Source organism: Bacillus sp. MZGC1 (genome assembly GCF_002998605.1).
GTDB lineage: Bacteria > Bacillota > Bacilli > Bacillales > Bacillaceae > Bacillus.
In genome coordinates this window covers 359344-377752 of record NZ_PVRE01000002.1, presented here as the reverse complement: position 1 = coordinate 377752, position 18409 = coordinate 359344, and the positions used below count along the sequence as shown (strand labels likewise).

The 18409-nt window shown below is 44.0% G+C and carries 17 protein-coding genes; 2 read left to right on the top strand and 15 right to left on the bottom strand.

The genetic code is table 11. The features are described 5' to 3' along the window. Positions 1 to 89: 89 nt before the first annotated feature. From C6Y06_RS07095 to proG, 6 genes are all read right to left on the bottom strand, one after another. Positions 90 to 1712 carry a peptide ABC transporter substrate-binding protein gene (locus C6Y06_RS07095; RefSeq protein ID WP_066030996.1) on the bottom strand — a complete coding sequence of 541 codons (1623 nt, stop codon included), beginning with the start codon at positions 1710 to 1712 and terminating at the stop codon, positions 90 to 92. Continuing rightward, complete coding sequence (locus tag C6Y06_RS07090; RefSeq protein WP_034663040.1) at positions 1712 to 2722, bottom strand: ABC transporter ATP-binding protein; 1011 nt, start codon at positions 2720 to 2722, stop codon at positions 1712 to 1714. Before C6Y06_RS07090 ends, C6Y06_RS07095 begins: the two co-directional genes overlap by 1 nt. A gap of 7 nt (positions 2723 to 2729) precedes the next feature. Continuing rightward, on the bottom strand, positions 2730 to 3692 hold the full coding sequence (locus C6Y06_RS07085; RefSeq protein ID WP_044138912.1) for an ABC transporter permease: 963 nt from the start codon (positions 3690 to 3692) through the stop codon (positions 2730 to 2732). Continuing rightward, positions 3689 to 4624 (bottom strand): ABC transporter permease, encoded by a 936-nt coding sequence (locus tag C6Y06_RS07080; protein WP_034663045.1) that lies wholly within the window; start codon positions 4622 to 4624, stop codon positions 3689 to 3691. Before C6Y06_RS07080 ends, C6Y06_RS07085 begins: the two co-directional genes overlap by 4 nt. An 18-nt stretch (positions 4625 to 4642) precedes the next feature. After that, positions 4643 to 5467 (bottom strand): M55 family metallopeptidase, encoded by an 825-nt coding sequence (locus C6Y06_RS07075; protein WP_066030997.1) that lies wholly within the window; start codon positions 5465 to 5467, stop codon positions 4643 to 4645. Positions 5468 to 5656: 189 nt separating this feature from the next. Then, complete coding sequence (proG, locus tag C6Y06_RS07070; RefSeq protein ID WP_060596078.1) at positions 5657 to 6481, bottom strand: pyrroline-5-carboxylate reductase ProG; 825 nt, start codon at positions 6479 to 6481, stop codon at positions 5657 to 5659. A 167-nt stretch (positions 6482 to 6648) separates the two neighbouring features. On the opposite strand from proG, the gene C6Y06_RS07065 reads away from it, so the two are divergent. Then, positions 6649 to 7965: a S1C family serine protease gene (locus C6Y06_RS07065; RefSeq protein WP_106036724.1), complete on the top strand. Its 1317-nt coding sequence runs from the start codon at positions 6649 to 6651 to the stop codon at positions 7963 to 7965. 32 nt (positions 7966 to 7997) lie between these two features. Here C6Y06_RS07065 and C6Y06_RS07060 read toward each other — a convergent pair whose 3' ends face one another. Next, positions 7998 to 8954 (bottom strand): ring-cleaving dioxygenase, encoded by a 957-nt coding sequence (locus C6Y06_RS07060; RefSeq protein ID WP_066031000.1) that lies wholly within the window; start codon positions 8952 to 8954, stop codon positions 7998 to 8000. Positions 8955 to 9272: 318 nt separating this feature from the next. On the opposite strand from C6Y06_RS07060, the gene C6Y06_RS07055 reads away from it, so the two are divergent. Beyond that, a complete protein-coding gene (locus tag C6Y06_RS07055) occupies positions 9273 to 10598 on the top strand; it encodes an APC family permease (RefSeq protein WP_060596076.1) in 1326 nt (441 codons plus the stop codon). A gap of 11 nt (positions 10599 to 10609) precedes the next feature. Here the strand turns inward: C6Y06_RS07055 and C6Y06_RS07050 are convergent, their stop codons facing one another. The 8 genes from C6Y06_RS07050 to C6Y06_RS07015 form a co-directional block, all read right to left on the bottom strand. Further along, positions 10610 to 10939 (bottom strand): hypothetical protein, encoded by a 330-nt coding sequence (locus C6Y06_RS07050; RefSeq protein ID WP_008358910.1) that lies wholly within the window; start codon positions 10937 to 10939, stop codon positions 10610 to 10612. A gap of 63 nt (positions 10940 to 11002) precedes the next feature. Continuing rightward, positions 11003 to 11959: a sugar-binding transcriptional regulator gene (locus tag C6Y06_RS07045; protein ID WP_034663059.1), complete on the bottom strand. Its 957-nt coding sequence runs from the start codon at positions 11957 to 11959 to the stop codon at positions 11003 to 11005. A 93-nt stretch (positions 11960 to 12052) separates the two neighbouring features. Next, the gene (locus tag C6Y06_RS07040) at positions 12053 to 12838 is read right to left on the bottom strand and encodes an SDR family NAD(P)-dependent oxidoreductase (protein ID WP_066031001.1); all 786 of its coding nucleotides are present in this window, start codon (positions 12836 to 12838) and stop codon (positions 12053 to 12055) included. After that, positions 12816 to 13517: an SDR family NAD(P)-dependent oxidoreductase gene (locus C6Y06_RS07035; RefSeq protein WP_223251439.1), complete on the bottom strand. Its 702-nt coding sequence runs from the start codon at positions 13515 to 13517 to the stop codon at positions 12816 to 12818. The genes C6Y06_RS07040 and C6Y06_RS07035 overlap by 23 nt, the downstream gene beginning before the upstream one ends. Positions 13518 to 13542: 25 nt before the next feature. Further along, complete coding sequence (lpdA, locus tag C6Y06_RS07030; RefSeq protein ID WP_106036722.1) at positions 13543 to 14925, bottom strand: dihydrolipoyl dehydrogenase; 1383 nt, start codon at positions 14923 to 14925, stop codon at positions 13543 to 13545. 12 nt (positions 14926 to 14937) lie between these two features. Beyond that, entirely contained in the window at positions 14938 to 16260 is a 1323-nt protein-coding gene (locus C6Y06_RS07025) for a dihydrolipoamide acetyltransferase family protein (protein ID WP_106036721.1), read from the bottom strand. A 17-nt stretch (positions 16261 to 16277) separates the two neighbouring features. Further along, the gene (locus tag C6Y06_RS07020; RefSeq protein WP_034620051.1) at positions 16278 to 17258 is read right to left on the bottom strand and encodes an alpha-ketoacid dehydrogenase subunit beta; all 981 of its coding nucleotides are present in this window, start codon (positions 17256 to 17258) and stop codon (positions 16278 to 16280) included. A 31-nt stretch (positions 17259 to 17289) separates the two neighbouring features. Continuing rightward, entirely contained in the window at positions 17290 to 18273 is a 984-nt protein-coding gene (locus C6Y06_RS07015) for a thiamine pyrophosphate-dependent dehydrogenase E1 component subunit alpha (RefSeq protein ID WP_106036720.1), read from the bottom strand. Positions 18274 to 18409: the final 136 nt, after the last annotated feature.

Sequence of the window (18409 nt, the reverse complement as noted above, 5' to 3'; positions counted from 1 at the left end):
GTTTCTTTCAATCTATGGGCTTCTGCTTCATAACATGAACGAATAAAGGAACAGACGCTTTTATCTAAAAGCGTCTTTTGATCCTAATATCACTCTCCATCTACCTGTGCCCATTTCAAATCGATATACCCAACGGGGTGGCGGACAATTCCCTTCACGCCTTCTTTTTGTAAATGGACTTGGTTATAAAAATGAATCGGAATGATCGGTGCTTCTTCAATGAGAAGTGCCTCTGCATCATGAAGGAAGCTGTTTCTCTTTTGTTCGTCTGCTTCCTGGCTCGCTTTTTTGATCAGCTGATCATAGGTATCATTAGACCATCCTGTCCGGTTCATGGCATTCCCTGTTTGGAAGCTCTCTAGGAAGTTGATCGGATCTGCATAGTCTGCTAAAAATGAACTTTGTGAGAATTGGAATTTCAGCGCCTTTTGATCTTCTGCAAATACATTGGCTTCCATGTTTGCAAGCTTCACATCTACACCTAACGCTTCTTTCAGCTGCTGCTGGATGGCTTCCGCTTTTTTCTTGTTCTCAGGCTTTGTACTATATGTTAATGTGACGGCTGGCAGTTTCGAATAGTTCTCTTCTTTCAGCCCTTTTTCTAATAGCTTCGCAGCTTCACTCTTATCATTCTTCACAAGATCACCGCCAGCTTCTCTGAAATCCTCACCCTTTGAATCTAGGATGCCTGGCGAGACGAAAGCGCGTGCTGGCTTCTCTTCATTTTTCGTCACATAATCCACAATATCTTGCGGGTTGATCGCCATTTGAAAAGCTTTGCGAATGTTCTTATTTTGAAAAGGTTCTATGTTCACATTCAGACGATAAAAGAACAATCCAGCCTGGTCTTCAATTTGTACATCTTTATTTTTCAGCAGATTTTCACTTTGCTCTGCTGGAACAAAGGCAGTATCTAAATCTCCTGATTGATACATTTGATAGTCTGTGTTTCGATCACTGATCATCAGCCACTTCACTTGATCCAGCTTGACTGTTTTTTTGTCCCAATACGTCTCACTTTTTTCCATTGTGAAGCTCTCATCATGCTTCCACTCTGTCAGCTTGAACGGTCCATTTCCGACAAAGGTTTTGGCGTCTTTTGCCCAATTTGGGTCCTTCTTAGCTACCTGTTCATTGACTGGGAAAAAGGCAGGGTTTGCGGTCATATTTAAGAACGATTTCTGCGGATAAGCCAGTGTGACCTTAAGCGTTTTGTCATTTACAGCGCTGACTTTCACGTCTTCTTTCTTGCCTTTTCCACTGTTAAATGCCTCTCCGCCTTCAATCATGTACGCTAAGAACGATGCAGAAGAGCCTGTTTTCGGATCAAGCAGCCGCTTCCACGCATATTCAAAATCACTCGCTTTCACTGGATCACCATTTGACCACTTGATGCCATCTCTTAAATGAAACGTGTACGTTTTTCCATCCTCTGATATCTCCCATTTTTCCGCCATTGCAGGAGATGGTTCGTGTTTTTCATTCAGTCTTGTTAATCCCTCCATTAAGTTATTGAGTCCTTGCCACGATACATTATTAAAACCAATCGGCGGATCAAACGACGTCGGTTCATTTTCGTTATTTAAGGTTAACACTTTCTTTTCACCTTTATTGCTTGATGATCCTTTCCCTGCTTGCTCATTGGCTGTACATCCTGCGAGCAGCATGATCGTGAACAAACATACACTGATGATCCACCCTTTTTTTCTCATCAAAAACTCCCCCTTTGTGTTGAAGATAAAACCGTTTGATTCGCTCGCTCATCTTGGAGCCAGCAATGCACTGTATGGGTAGGTGACCGCTGCGTTTCATGCGGCATGATATGATCACACACCTTCATGGCGGCCGGACAGCGATCTGTATACGGACAGCCCTTTGGTGGAGCAAATAAATCAGGCGGGCTTCCTTCAATTGGAATGAGTTCATCTTTCATATCAAGTCTTGGAACGGATTGTAGAAGTCCTTTTGTATAAGGATGCTGCGGACTGTAAAAAATATCTCGCCTCGTTCCGACCTCCACCATTTTCCCCCCGTACATGACCGCCACTCGGTCTGCGACTTGGGCTACGACCCCTAAATCATGTGTGATTAAAATAATGGTGACACCTGTTTTTCTCTGAATCTCTTTAAACAGCTCTAATATTTGTGCCTGTATGGTCACATCCAGCGCGGTCGTCGGTTCATCTGCAATCAGCACTTTGGGCTCGCAAATCAGTGCCATGGCAATCATGAGCCGCTGCCTCATTCCCCCGCTGAACTGGTGAGGGTATTGCTTTAACCTTTCCTTCGGCTGCGGAATGCCGACCAAATCAAGCATCCGAATGGCGGCTTCTTTCACTTCTTTTTTCGTCAGCTTTTGATGCTCCTTTGCAGCCTCCATGAGCTGGTCCCCTATTGTCAAGGTTGGGTTCAGTGCGGTCATTGGATCTTGAAAGATCATCGAGATATCGACACCTCGTATGGCGCGCATTTCTTTTTCAGATAATGACAGCAAATTACGGTCTTCAAACCAGATTTCTCCCTGATCGACATGAGCGCTGTAAGCTGGCAGCAGCCTCATAATGCTTTGTGAAGTCACACTTTTCCCGCAGCCTGATTCTCCCACAATGGCAAGGGTTTCTTTTTCATATACATCCACATTCACTCCGCGTACCGCTCGAACTGAGCCGCCATATGTCCGAAAGCTGACGTGCAGATCGATGATTTGTAGAACTTTTTTCAAAGCGCCATCACCTCTTCATCTTTGGATCAAGCGCATCTTGCAAGCCATCACCTAAATTGTTAAAGCAAAACATCGTGAGTGAAATAAAAAACGCAGGGAAAAATAAACGCCACCAATGTCCGTTATCTGACAGTACTGTCGGCAGCGCATCATTGGCCATCACGCCCCAGCTTGCAAACGGTGCTTGAATGCCTAAACCAAGAAAGCTTAAGAACGCTTCAGCAAATATCGCGGTCGGCACAGTCAAGGTCATCTGAACGATAATCGGCCCCATCGTATTCGGCAGCAGGTTGCGGCGAATGATACGCAGGCTCTTTGCACCAAAGGTTTTTGAGGCAAGGACATATTCCTGGCTTTTCAGCTGAAGAACTTGACCTCTTACGATTCTTGCCATTCCAATCCATCCGGTGACAGTGAGCGCTACAATAATGGTGACAAGCCCTGGCCCCATCAGGACCATTAATAAAATGACAACGAGTAAATAAGGAAGACCGTAGAGCACCTCGACAATTCGCATCATGACATGGTCATATCTCCCGCCCTTATAACCGGCAATTCCTCCATAAATCACGCCGATGGCAAAATCAATAAGGGCTGCCATGACGCCTACGAATAACGAAATACGCGCCCCGTACCATGTACGCGTAAACACATCTCGTCCAAGCTCATCCGTTCCGAACCAGTGAGCAGCTGATGGAGGCAGATTTTGCATCGAAAGACGTTGCTCTGTCACACTATTAGGCGCAAGCAATGGGCCTAATAGCGCCATGATAAAAAGAAAAATCAGTACCGATAGACTAAACATCGCAAGCTTATTTTGCTTCAGCCGTCTCCATGTGTCTGCCCAATACGAAAGAGAGGGTCTTTTAATGGCATGGGCCTCCGTTTTCTTTTGCTCTCTCGGAGAAAACCATTCGTCTGGCACTTCATGATGCGGATTCGGTTGATCCTGCTGTAGGTGTATACTCATGCCTTTCCTCCTTTCTGATGCAGCTGAATCCTTGGATCAAGCAGGCGATACGCCACATCGACAATGAAAAGAAGTGTGATTAAAATAATGCTGTAAAAAACAGTGGTCCCCATGATGACAGGATAATCACGGTTGTTAATACTCTCGACAAAGTATTTTCCCATTCCAGGAATCGCAAATATTTTTTCAATGACAAAACTTCCTGTTAAAATGCTTGCGACAAGTGTCCCAAGAATGGTCACAACGGGCAAAAGCGCATTTCGAAGCGCATGTTTAAATACAATTTTAAAGGGAGAAAGTCCTTTTGCCTTGGCAGTGCGAATATAGTCCTGCGACAGCACTTCAATCATGCTCGATCTTGTTAACCGGGCAATAATGGCCATTGGACCGACAGCAAGAGCGATGGTTGGCAGCACCATGTGCATCGGACTTGTCCACATCGCTGTAGGAAAGAGTTTCAAATTCACAGCAAGCTGCTGAATTAATAAGGTAGCAAAGATAAAGTTTGGAATGGATATACCGAAAACAGCAATGGTCATGGCGATATAATCAATCAAGCCATTATGCCGGAGGGCAGCCATGACCCCGAGCAGGATGCCGGAGATGACAGCAATCAATATTGAGATAAGACCAAGTTCTAATGAGACTGGGAAGCCTCTTGCCAATAGATCATTGACACTTTCTGAAGGCTTTTTAATGGAAGGACCAAAATCAAAGGTAACGATGGATTTTAAATAGATGACATATTGAACATACAGTGGTTCATCTAAGTGATAGTAGCTTTCGAGGTTTCGCTGGACGGTTTCGTTTGTATTTCGTTCTTCATTGAAGGGCGATCCTGGGATGACCTTCATTAAAATAAACGTTAAAGTCGTAATCGTTAAGATCGTGGCAATCATCGCAATAAAACGCTTGAGCAAAAAGCTGGTCATCTGCCGTCTCCCCCTCGCTTAACAAAATGTTGTACGTGCGGCAAGCTCTGTCATGACAAGCATCGCTTGGTAGGCTTCTAATATATTCTCTGCTTGATACGTCACCGTTGTTGTTCCTTCTATGATGGCAGTACCCGGCATTAAATTCGCCCATTCAGCTTGTCCATAATTGGCAAACTCAATCTTCAGCAGCGGCTGATCAGGAGGCGTCAGCGGCTTGATGTGATGAATCTGTTTCATTGCGGCTTCCACTTGCTGCGAGATTTGTTGATTGACTTTGGCAGGCGTGAAACATTTCACAGCAGACCTTGATATGGTCTCTTTCACTGCTACTGTTTTCACACCAGGCATCAGCTTTTCCGCTTCAAGTGCTGCTTGGTCATCTCCGCAAACAAGAATCACCGGCACACCATAGTAGCCTGCAACATACGCATTAAAGCCCATTTCACCAATTGGGTGATCATTTATGTAAAAATGTCTGACACCAAAAATCATACTGTGAGACATCACGCCTTTCATAGATGCCCTCGCATGATAGCCTAAAAAAACAGCAGCGTCATAGGTTTGATCTAATCCTTGCACCATGGAATAAGGCTTGACGTCACCAGATATAAGAGCAGCCTCTTCATGCAGCTCTTCGATCAACAGATTATTCATTTTAGAATGACTGTCATTGACCAAAATATCGGTTGCGCCATGCTGAAGAAGTGCCTCTACACAGGCATTCACTTCACCTGTCATGATCTTTCTGCCCCGTTCATAATTGTGCTGACGGGCATCGACAAATGTATGATCAGCTAGACCAGTAATCCCCTCCATATCAACAGATACATAGAGTTTCATCCCCATCCCCCTTTAATTAAACTTAAAATTTGTGTATATTTTTCTAAATTTTCTAAAAAATTATATGATTACTTGATTGATTTTTCAATACAATGTCTGAAAATAAGGAAATTAGACTCAGTTATTACAGGTCAAAAGACTGTATGACAAAGGATTTTTTTAACAAATAAAACACCACTAACTATGTCTTTAGTGGTGTTTGTCAGCTTCGTTAATCTGTGATTTCAGCTGTTCATATTTCTTCATGGTTTGTGTAAATAGATCATCAAACATCTGAGGTGCCTGCTTTTGAATGACCTCAGCACCTTCACCTGTAATGCCCCCTTTTGTCGCCACTCTATTGACGGTTTCAGCAAAGGTGAGGCCGCGTTCTACAAGGACTTGACCTGTGCCTAAGAGGGCATACGTTAAAAATTCATACGCTTCCTCTAAGGAAAGCTCACTATTTCTCACAGCCGCTCTCGCCATTTCTTCAAAAAGAGCAGCGATAAAACCAGGAGAAGAGCTCGTCAAATTACTCGCCGCATCAAACCGGTCTTCCTCTACTTCACGGACGATGCTAAAAGCTGAAAGGAGACGGTGCAAACGCGCCTTTTCTTCCTGACCTGCGGTTTCACCATGCGCAACGAGGGATACGCCCGTTCCAACAGCTGACGTGAGCGTTGGGATGTATCTGGAAACTGGTTGAGTCGTATGCTTTGATAACTTGTCTAACGTCACAGCCGCGGCTACTGACACAATATGTACCGATTTGGCTGCTGAAGGCAGTTGATCGAGCACATCAAGTACAACAAGCGGCGGCACGCAGACAAAAAGTACATCACATGAGGCAGAAAGTTCGTCTAATGAGCAGATATTTATTTCTTGATGCTTGTCTTTGAGCTGATGCAGGCGGTCCGTTTCACTTCTTGTATGGATCATGATTTGATGGGCATTGAGTACCTCTTTTTCCAGCCATTTTTGCACCATCATATCAGCCATGCTTCCATATCCAATCATTCCAATTGTCTCCACAGTTTAATCTCCTCTATTTTGCTTAGATTCACTACTTATTTTAACAATTTCCCACAATGTTTTCATTTTTATCCCACACTTTTTTCTTACGATATAGTCAGTATCCACCACATAAGGTAAAATCCCTCGAACCATACATGAAAAATTGAAGAAAGAGAGTGATTCGAATGACACATCACAAAAATGAAAAACACCCTTCTCATGAACTTCAAACAATTGAACAGCCACAAAAACAAAAGAAGAAGCCCAGTGGCTGGTTCAAGCCATTCGTCAGCGGCATTGTGGGTGGTACGCTAGCATTAGGTGTCTACGTCCTTACGCCATATGCCCAGCACGCATCAGACAACACAGCAAACGATTCAGCAGCAAAAACAGAAGCTGTATCGACAAATGATACGAGTGCCAATTCGTCAAAAACAACCGCCGTCCAAACATCACATTCATCGAGCAGTATCTCAAGCATGGTCGAAAATATATCACCAGCCATTGTCGGCATTACAAACTACCAAGCGCAAAGTCAAACAGACATGAGCTTTGGCGATTTCAATACGCCTTGTGATGAATCACAGCAAAACAAAAACAGTCAAGAGGAAAAAACAGGTACAGGCTCAGGGGTGATTTTTAAAAAATCCGGAAGTAAAGCCTATGTCTTAACAAACAACCACGTCATTGAAGGGGCAAATAAACTAATGGTTTCCTTGCACGATGGCAAAACTGTTGAAGGAAAACTGGTCGGAGCTGACCCCCTGACTGACCTAGCGGTTGTAGAAATTAGCAGCAGTCATGTGACAAAGGTCGCGGCATTAGGCGATTCCTCCTCGCTGCGTGCTGGGGAAACCGTCATCGCAATTGGAAACCCGCTTGGTGAAGATCTATCAAGAACGGTGACCCAAGGAATTGTCAGCGGTGTCGACCGAACAGTCTCTATGAACACATCAGCAGGCGAAAGCAGCATTAATGTCATTCAAACAGATGCAGCCATTAACCCAGGTAATAGCGGCGGCCCGCTTCTTACGACAGACGGAAAGGTTGTGGGGATCACGAGTATGAAAATATCTGAAACAGGTGTTGAAGGCATTGGATTCGCACTTCCAATCAATGATGTCAAACCAATCGCCGATCAGCTTCTCGCAAAAGGAAAGATTGAGCGTCCATATATCGGCATCAGCATGCTGGATCTCGAACAAGTCCCGGACGTGTATCAGAAAGAAACACTCGGGCTCAAAAATAGTCAGCGGGATAAAGGTGTGTACGTCAAAGAAATCGCCGCAGGCTCACCTGCCGCCAAAGCTGGCTTTAAGTCAGAGGATGTCATTACCGCCATCGATGGGAAACAAATCAAAACCGGAAGTGAATTACGTCATGAGCTATACACGAATACAAAAGTAGGAGACACCGTGAGCATCACACTCATTCGAAACGGAAAAGAAGAAACAAAGAAGGTTACATTAATACAATCTGAATCTAAGCAGGTAAGTTCCTAAAGCAAAAAGCAGCTCATGAATGAGCTGCTTTTTTATGATGACTGAATTGGCGTTAATCTTTGTTCTATTTCTGCTCGTTTGTGCTCTAGAAATGGCGGAAGGGCTAATTGATCACCAAGCTCATCTACCCCTTCATCGACTGTAAACCCAGGGCCGTCTGTTGAAATTTCAAATAAGATACCATTCGGCTCTCTAAAGTAAAGGGCTTTAAAGTAGAAACGTTCCACAACACCAGAGTTCGTGAAGCCTGCTTTTGATATTTTGTCATACCATTTTTCCAGCTCCTCTGCATCTTCCACGCGAAAAGCTACGTGATGCACACTTCCTCTGCCGGAACGCTCAGAAGGTCCTTCAGCTTTTTCGATCACATGAATTTCTGTTCCAGCACCGCCATTTCCTGACTCAAAAATGGTCACGATCTCACCATCATTTGATTGTTCACGCGCTCTTTCAGTGAAGCCAAGGATGTCTGTTAAAACACGGATCGTTTTGTCCGCTTCTGCAACGGTTAATTCAACTGGACCCAAGCCTCTAATTGCAAACTCTGCCGGAATATCGTCATGCACTGGCGGTGAGCCCGCTTCTTGTGCGTTCGGTTCTACTGTTAAAAATAGCTGCTGCCCTTCTGGATCTTGAAAACGCAAGGCAGGTCTTCCGCCTCTCAAGGAAGCCGTTTCTTGCTGCACACCTGTCTCATCAAACCGCTTTTCCCAAAATGAAAGTGCTTCTTCAGAAGAAACGAGAAGGCCTGTGCTTGTGATGGCGTTTGTTCCTTTCAAACGACGGGCAAGCATTGGAATTTCAAAGAAGGTGAGCTCCGTACCCGGTGAAGCAACCTCATCTCCATAAAACAAATGATACATAGATGGGTCATCCTGATTGACAGTTTTCTTTACAAGTTTTAAGCCAAGAATCTGGCGGTAGAAATCAACATTTTTTTGAGCATTGGCTGTTAATGCAGATACGTGGTGAATCCCATTGATTTTCATTACGTTCACTCCTATTTCAAAATATCTCGAATTCAAGATAATACCCTTATGAATAAAATAGGTCATTTTTCAAGAAAAGTCAACCATTTGGCTAGAAGTTCGGTTTCTGACGATAAAATTAACATTAAATCAAAAATAATCTTTTATCGTTCGTTTTTTAAGCAACGTTCATCCTGATATCTCCAATAAACGAACACTTTTAAATACAAATGCGAAAATCAGAAAATTTTTTTAATTCTTGTTTTCCTAAAATCGTATTACAATGAACAAAATACATGTCACAGTAACGTACGAAAGTGATGCAGGAGGTCGTGTGTAATGAACAAAGAACAACCAGCGTTAAAACAGGACATCGGCTTATTTTTTGCCCTATCTCTTGTCATCGGGACCATTATCGGGTCCGGCGTCTTTATGAAGCCAGGCAACGTCCTTTCCTATTCAGGAAGCTCAGACATCGCCTTATTTGCTTGGCTGCTAGGTGGAATTTTAACCCTTGCAGGCGGACTGACTGTTGCTGAAATTGGCACACAAATCCCTCGGACTGGTGGATTGTACGCTTATCTTGAAGAAGTGTACGGTGAGTTTTGGGGCTACTTATGCGGCTGGGTGCAGATTATCATTTACGGACCTGCCATCATTGGTGCGCTCGGTCTTTATTTTGGTTCATTGTTAGCCAATTTATTTTCTCTTTCTTCTTTATGGTCGACAACAATTGGCATTATCACTGTTTTATTTTTATGTTTGATCAATATTATGGGAACGAAATACGGCGGTTTTGTACAAGGGCTGACCACCATCGGAAAGCTTGTTCCGATTGCCGCTATTATTGTGTTTGGCTTATGGAAAGGAAACGAAAATATCTTTATGGCTGTCAACGATAGTATCGCTCAAATGAACTTCGGTGCAGCGATTTTGGCTACGTTGTTTGCCTATGATGGCTGGATATTGCTTGCAGCACTTGGCGGTGAAATGAAAAACCCAGAGAAGCTGCTTCCTCGTGCAATGGCAGGCGGGATTTTAATCGTCACGGCTTGTTATCTCTTTATTAATGTCGCTCTTTTGCACGTGTTACCAGCAGATCAAATCGTCCAGCTAGGTGAAAATGCGACAAGTACTGCTGCGACAATGCTCTTTGGACCAATCGGCGGTAAGGTCATTAGTATCGGAATCATCATTAGTATCTTTGGCTGTTTGAACGGAAAGGTTCTTTCATTCCCACGTGTGATTTTCGCGATGGCTGAACGAAAGCAAATTCCTTTCGCAAACGCGATTTCGCGTATTCACCCTACCTTCAAAACACCTTGGATTGCTGTATTTGTGCAAATTTTGATCGCCATTGTGTTTATGATCGTCAGTAATCCAGAAAAGCTGTCAGAGGTTTCGATCTTCATGATCTACATCTTTTATGTCATGGCCTTTTTCGCAGTCTTTAAGCTGAGAAAACAAAATAGCGGAATGGAGCGTGCTTATAGCGTACCACTTTACCCGCTCACACCGATCGTTGCGATTATCGGTTCTTTATTCGTCTTAATCAGCACCATGATCACCGACTGGAAAAGCTGTCTAATCTCCATGCTGATCGGGATTGCTGGACTGCCTATTTATTATTATATGAAAAAAGCACAAAAAAAAGCAGAGCGCTAAACAGCGCTCTGCTATTTTTTATATTGCTTGATCACTTTGTATGATTCGTTTAAATATCTCATGAGCCGGTATGGCTTACTAAGCACGCGGATTGGGAGTCTTGAGATAAATCCATTCAAATTCGCCTTATATTCCTGCGTCATCCGCTTCGGCTTTGTCGCAATTTTTTCGTATACTTCTTTGTAAAATTCCTTCATGATGTCGACTTGCACACTGATCTTCTGATGACACTCTGTACACTCAACGCTTTTCATCTGATCATTCACATAAACGATGCTGTGGAGGGTCTCTTCTTGGCACCGAGTACAATGTAGGTTTGCTTCCATTTCGGTTTTCTTCAAGATACACAGCTCCTTTCTCGTTTGATGTTGCTCTTTTTATACAATTCGATTGCTATCAGCCGTTTATTGGACGGAAGCTTCCTTTAAAATGGCTGCCGCCGTTAGTTCGTCTGTCACCAGCACTTGTATGAAGCCGCCATTTAAAGCCCCTAAAATACTTTCAGCTTTATGGGTTCCTTCTACAACAGCGATGACCGTTTTGACGCTCTTTAACTGTTCCAGTGATAAACCAATGACCTTTTGATTCAGTTCATCTTGGACAGGTTTGCCTTGACCGTCAAAGAAACGAAAGCCAATATCACCAACAGCCCCTGATTGCCTTAAACCAGATAAATCCTCTTCCTTTAAGTAACCAACTGTTTTTAACGTTGAACCTTTATGCGGGTTGCCAATACCGATGAGGGCAATATCTACATTTCTACCTTCTTCAAGCACAGCTTCTATATCCTGCATTGCCATAAGCCGCTCTTTTAATTCTTCTGTTTCTAAAATCGCCGGAGCATATAAATAGGAACACGTGCCATTCATTTTCTTTGCCAGCTCATATGCCAGCTGATTGGCATGAATGTCAACTGCCTGCCTGCCCATTCCGCCCTCTAATGGAATGACCTTCACATCGTTTCTTCGCTCAAACGGGTATTCCTTTACAAGCTCAGCCAGTGTGGTTCCCCATGAAATGCCGATTTTCTCCGCATCTTTCATGTTTTTAGATAGATAATAGGCACCTGCTTGACCGACTGCCCGTTTCACCATCTCAGACATTGTCCCGACACTTGGGACAACGACAGCATCTGTTAATTGAAATGTTGTTTCTAGCTGCTTTTCCAGCTCCACCGTATGAATACTTTCGTCCTTAATGTACACCTCAACGATTCCCACATCTTTTGCTTTTTGTAAGAGCTTTGAAATGACTGGTCTTGAGACATTGAGCTTTTTTGCGATTTCCTGCTGCGTCCACCCGTCTGTATAATAAAGATGAGCAACTTTGACGAGCTGTCGTCTTTCTTCCCAATTCAGCATGTGACATCATCCTTTTAATATACTATGATTCCCAGTATACCAAACATTCGTTTCTAATTGGAACAATTGTTACGAAAATGACAAAAAGAGCGATTACCTCTTCGCTCTTTTTCCCTCCGTATATTTTGGCTGATACGTTCTCCCGCCGTCTAGCAGGATAATTTGTCCGTGCAAATAGCTTCCCTCGTCACTTGTGAGAAATAAAGTGAGTCCTGCGATATCCTCAGGTCTTCCTAATCTCCCAACAGGTATAAGCGATTGCAGCTGCTTTTTCTCCTCCTCAGTAGGATAGAGCGTATCAAGCATTTGAGATTCAATCACACGGGGTGCAATCACATTGATACGCACCTGGTGTGCCCCTAATTCCTTTACAAGCGAACGCATCAGGCCAAAAGCACCTGCTTTTGAGGCGTAATACTGAATTCCGCCGCCTGAGCCAGTTATAGCAGATCCTGATCCAATCATGACAATGCTTCCTTCTTGCCGCTCACATATATAAGGTGCTGACGCTTTGATGCAATAATAAAGACCATACAAGTTCACAGCCAGTGTCTTTTTCCAAAGTGAAAAATCGACTTCTAAAAAAGGAAGTGATTTTGTCATCCCTGCTGAATACACAAGATGAGCAATGCCGCCTAGCTCCCTTTCAGCTGCTGAGATCATCTGCTGAACACTTTCCCACGATGAAACGTCAGCTTGAAATGTCAGCAGCTCAGAGTGCTGTTTTTTTAAAAGTGAAAGTCCTTGTTCATCTATATCGGACACAGCCACTCTGTATCCTTCTTTTAAAAAACGCTCGGCAATTTCCTTTCCAATCCCTTGGGCACCGCCAACGATGAGAACTGGTTTTTGATCATTATCCAGCACTCTCACCCCCATCAAGCATAATCGCTGCACCATCTGTAAATGCGCCATATGATGTACTTAAAAAGACCGTCATATGGGCCACAGTCTCCTTGGTTTGCTCTGTGTCAGAAACCAAATGGAGAGGAGGCGGCAATAGGGCGAGCACACGGATACCTTTGTCTTTAAATTCTCGCGCCAGCCCTTTTGTCATGGCATTCAGCATAGAATTCGATGTAGCATGTGAGATCCCGCCATCACCTGTAATACTGCCTGATGACGATATATTAATAATACAGCCTTGCTTCTGGTCCACCATGTGCCATACGGCGGCTTGACTGGAAAGAAAGACAGTATTCACAGCTGATTCCACTTCGTCCACCCATTTATCAGGGTGAGCGGCATCAAGCTCCGCTTCCGCTCCTTGCGCTGCTTGATTGACCAAAATATCTAGTTTCCCGCATGTATCGATCACTTGCCTCAGCATACGCGTGGCATCACGCGGTGTTTCTAGCGGGTTCATGATGATACTCGCCTGACCGCCCATTTTTTGAATGTCTTCATAAATGGATCTAGCCTTTGATTCATCATAAAATGTGTGTAAAAAAACATGTGCACCTGCCCGGGCTAAAGCCAGGCAGATGGCTTCTCCAAATCCATCTGTGCTACCTGTCACAAGTGCCGCTTTCTGATGAAGCTGGACGTGCACATGCATCTCCTCCCTATCCCTTGTTTGGCATTTATTTTCTCAGCTTACTCACGATATCAAGAGCTGCTTCATAAAAACCTTCTGAGATGGTCGGATGCGGATGAATCATTTTCGCCATCTCTTCTGCTGTTCCTTCTAAATACATAAAGGAGGAAGCTTCTGAAATCATCTCTGTGACATGCGGACCAACCATCGTCGCGCCGATCACTTCACCATATGCTGTATCGTACAACAATTTAATAAAGCCTGATTGAACACCTGCCGCTAGCGCTTTACCGCTTGCCGCTAAATCAAATCGTTCTGTTTGTACGTGAAGCCCTTTGGCTTTTGCCTCTTTCTCCGTAAGACCGACACTTGCTACCTCTGGTAATGTATAAATACATCTAGGCATAATATCAGCATTCATTTTTTCATGCTCACCACAAATATTGCTGACTGCAACGGCTGCCTCTGCCATCGCCGCATGAGCCAGCTGATAGCCGCCAGCGACATCCCCAACTGCATATACACCCTCAGCACTTGTCTGCATCTGATCATTCACCTTGATAAACGGACCATCCAGTTGAAGATCAAGCTGGCTAACAGCTGATACATTCGGTCTTCTTCCAACGCAGACAAGCAGTCTTTCCGCCGTAAAGATGTGTGTCTCCCCTTTATCATCTGTTGCATGAACCGCTTTGACTCCTTCGCTTTCCGTTACCTCTGTCACAGTGGTTTTCTTCGCGATATGGATGCCCTTTTTCTTCAATTCTCTTTCTAGCAGCTTAGATGCTTCTTCATCCTCTTGCGGAATAATGGACGGTGCTGCTTCAATAATGGTGACTTTTGATTGAAGACTCTGGAAAATACAAGCAAGCTCAAGCCCAATGACACCTCCGCCAATGATGACGACAGAAGCTGGGATATCTGAGATGTCAAAGATCGTATCACTTGTATCAAATTGAATGTCTCTAAGCCCCGGTATTGGCGGAATGGCCGGTGTAGATCCGGTGGCAATGATCAGTTCTTTCGTTTCAATCGATTGTGATCCACCTTGTTTTTCAATCTCAATCCGATGCTTTGTCACAGCTGTGCCTCTGCCATTATACACATCAATCTTTCCTTGCTTTAATAAAAAGGCGATTCCGCCTCTGAGCTTTTCAATGACGTCATCTTTGCGCTTTCTCATTTTATCGAAGGAAAGGATCATGTCACCTGTTTCGATTCCCCAGCTTTTCGCCTTTTCAATGGATTCAATCACTTCTGCATGTTTCAGCAGGGTCTTTGAAGGGATACAGCCTCGATTTAAACAAGTACCGCCTAAAAAATCCTCTTCAATCAAAGCAACCTTCCGTCCGCGCTCAGCTGCTTGAAGGGCGGCAGTATACCCGCCAGGCCCTCCGCCAATGACTGTCAGATCATACGTTTTCGTCATCCGATTCATCTCCTACATTAGCAATTCAAATGGTTGTTCAAGCACTTTCTTAAGGTCTGTTAAAAAGGCAGCCGCTGGTGCGCCATCTACGACTCGGTGATCAAACGATAAACTGACCCCCATCATTGGCCGCACCTGAATTTCTCCATCCACTGCAACAGGTTTATCTTGAATCCGTCCTACACCTAAAATCGCCGCTTCCGGCTGATTAATAATCGGGGTAAAAGTATCAATGGCATACATGCCTAAGTTACTAATCGTAAAAGTGGACCCTTTCAGCTGGTCTGGCAGCAGTTTTTGATCACGTGCGTTTTTGCCAATTTCTTTCGCTTCTTTTGTCAGTTGTTTTAATCCTTTTTGATTCGCATGAGAAATGACTGGTACCATCAAGCCGTCTTTCACCGCAACAGCGAGACCAATGTGTACATCTTCATGGAAATGGAGCTCATTTTGTTCAAATGTCATATTGATATGCGGGTGGCGCGTGAGTACATGGCTGACCGCATGAATGATGATTTCTGTAAACGACAATCGGTAGCCTGTCTCTTTTTCAATCGCTGGTAGTAGCTGCTGACGCACTTCTTTCGCTTTCGTCATATCAATTTCACTTGTTAATGTGACGTGCGGTGCTGTAAAGGCACTTTGTGACATGCGATCAGCAATCACTTTTCTCATCCCAGCTAGTTTTTGTGTTTTCACAGGCGAAGCCTCTGCTGTTTGTGCTGCTGCTTTTACATCACTCTTCATGATTTTGCCATGAGCGCCAGATCCAGAAACTGCTGCTAAATCGATTCCTTCACGAGCAGCGACTTTTTCTGCAAGAGGTGAGACGCGCTGGTCTTTCTCGCTAGAATGAACGACTGCCTCGACGTCCCGCTTTTGGACTCTGCCTTTTGGCCCTGTGCCAGATACCTCTTGAATCGCCACATGATGATCCTTTGCCGTTTTTCTCGCTGCGGGCGTGGCACGTACTTTTTCATCAGATGTTTTTGGGGCTTCAGTAGAACTGGATGAAGCCGTGTCTGGTGAAGACGATTCGCCGCTTTTTGAGGAATCTTCATCTGCCTGTGCTGGCGGCTCGCTTGGTACCTGTTCATTTGCCTCTCCGATATATCCAATGACAGCATTGACTGGAATTTGATCATCAGCTTCGTAGTATTTCTTTAGAAAAATGCCGTCATCATAGGCTTCCACCTCGATGTTGATCTTGTCTGTCATAATTTCAAAAAGAGGCTCACCGATTTCAATCGAATCTCCTTCTTCTTTAAACCATTGAAGCAAGGTTCCGATCTCCATCGTACTGCTTAGCTTCGGCATAAATATCTCTTTTGGCATGATCTTCTCCCCTTTATTTAAGAGCGTACAAGCTCTTTTGCTGCTTCAATAATATCTGGTACTTGTGGAATGACCGCTTTTTCCAGTGTCGGGTTGTATGGTATTGGGACTGCAAGACCGCCAAGTCGTTTAATCGGCGCATCTAAGTAGTCAAACGCTTCACTTTCCGCTATCATACTTGCAATCTCTCCGCCGTAGCCGCCTCGTTTGACCGCCTCATGAACCACGATACATTTACCTGTTTTCTTCACAGATTCGATTATGGTTTCTTCATCTAATGGGACGAGTGTTCTTGGATCAATGATTTCAACATCGATTCCCTCTGCTTCTAGTTCCTTCGCCGCTTCTAACGCTTTGTGTACCATAATCGCTGTTGCTACAATCGTGACGTCCTTCCCGCTTCTTTTCACATCAGCTTTCCCTAAAGGAATCGAATAAGGCTCTTCAGGCACTTCGCCGATTGTTTTATATAAAAGCTTATGCTCGTAGAAAATGACAGGGTTGTCATCATCCATTGCTGCTTTTAAAAGTCCTTTGGCATCATAAGCTGTTGAAGGCTGAACCACCTTTAGTCCCGGAATATGAGCCATCCACGCTTCTAAGCTTTGTGAATGCTGCGCTGCGGCACCCGTCCCTGATCCTGCTGGTGTTCTCACAACGAGCGGCACTTTTCCTTTTCCGCCAAACATGTATCGTGTTTTGGCCGCTTGGTTTACAAGCTGATCCATCGCGATTGTAATAAAGTCAGAGAATTGAAGTTCTAAAATCGGACGCATACCGGTCAAAGCCGCTCCGACTGCGCCTCCTGCGATGGCTGCCTCTGAGATCGGTGTATTACGTACACGCTCTGGACCGAATTCTTCAATCATGCCGCGCGTGACCCCAAAAGCGCCGCCATATACGCCGATATCCTCACCTAAAATGAATACATCTTGGTTCTCTCTCATTTCCTGACTCATAGCCTCTCGAACGGCTTCTAAATATGAAATCTCTCTCACTGTTGTTTTTGTCACGTGATTCCCCTCCTAATTAGGCGTATACATCCTCTAATAGTGTATCGATTGACGGTTCTTTACTGTTTTTGGCGAATTCAACAGACGCTTCAATTTCCTGTTTCGCTTTTTCCTGTAAAACCGCTGCCTGCTCTTCTGTCAAAACATTCAGTTCAATCAAGAGAGACTTAAAGCGTTTGATTCCGTCTTTTTGTCTCCACTCTGTTTCTTCTTCACGTGTACGGTATTTTTTCGCATCACTCTTAGAGTGACCCTTCCAGCGATACGTTTTCATTTCAATAAGTGATGGACCTTCTCCAGCTCTTGCGCGTCTGACTGCTTCATCTACTGTGTTCATAATCTCGACCATGTCATTTCCATCAATCGATTTTCCTGGTATTCCGTAGCTTTCTGCTCTTGTTGAAATGTCTTCAATGTTGATCATTTCTTTTACAGGGCCAGACATGCCGTACTGGTTGTTTTCACAAATGAACACAACAGGCAGATCCCAAATGGATGCAAGATTTAGCGCTTCGTGAAAGCTGCCTTCATTTGTGGCACCATCTCCGAAGAAACAAAGAACAACAAAGCCTTCCTGTTTCATTTTAGATGTAAGTGCCGCGCCTGTTGCCAGCGGGATACCGCCGCCAACGATTCCATTTGCGCCAAGGTTCCCTTTTTCTAAATCAGCAATATGCATCGAGCCGCCTTTTCCTTTGCAATAGCCAGTCTCACGTCCGAATAGTTCTGCCATCATTTTATTGACCTCTGCACCTTTTGCAATACAGTGACCATGTCCACGGTGTGTGCTGACGATCTTATCTTCATTCTTTAATACGGCAATCGATCCAACAGCTGACGCTTCCTGTCCGACACATAAGTGAGTGGTTCCATGGATAAGTCCTTTGGCAAAGAATTGATCGACCTTTTCATCAAAATATCTCACTAACCACATTTGTTTATATAAATCTGCTAATCTCTCATGACTAATCTGTTCAGGCAAAGTGATTTGTTTTTGCATTTCTTCTCTCCCCTTTACATTTGTTCTTATATGTTACATTTGTAATTATCATACGTTTAAGTATCATTGAAGTCAAGCAATTCTCTTTCATTTTTAAGCGTTTTCATTTTTTGTCAGAAAAAAGAGAAAGGCAAGC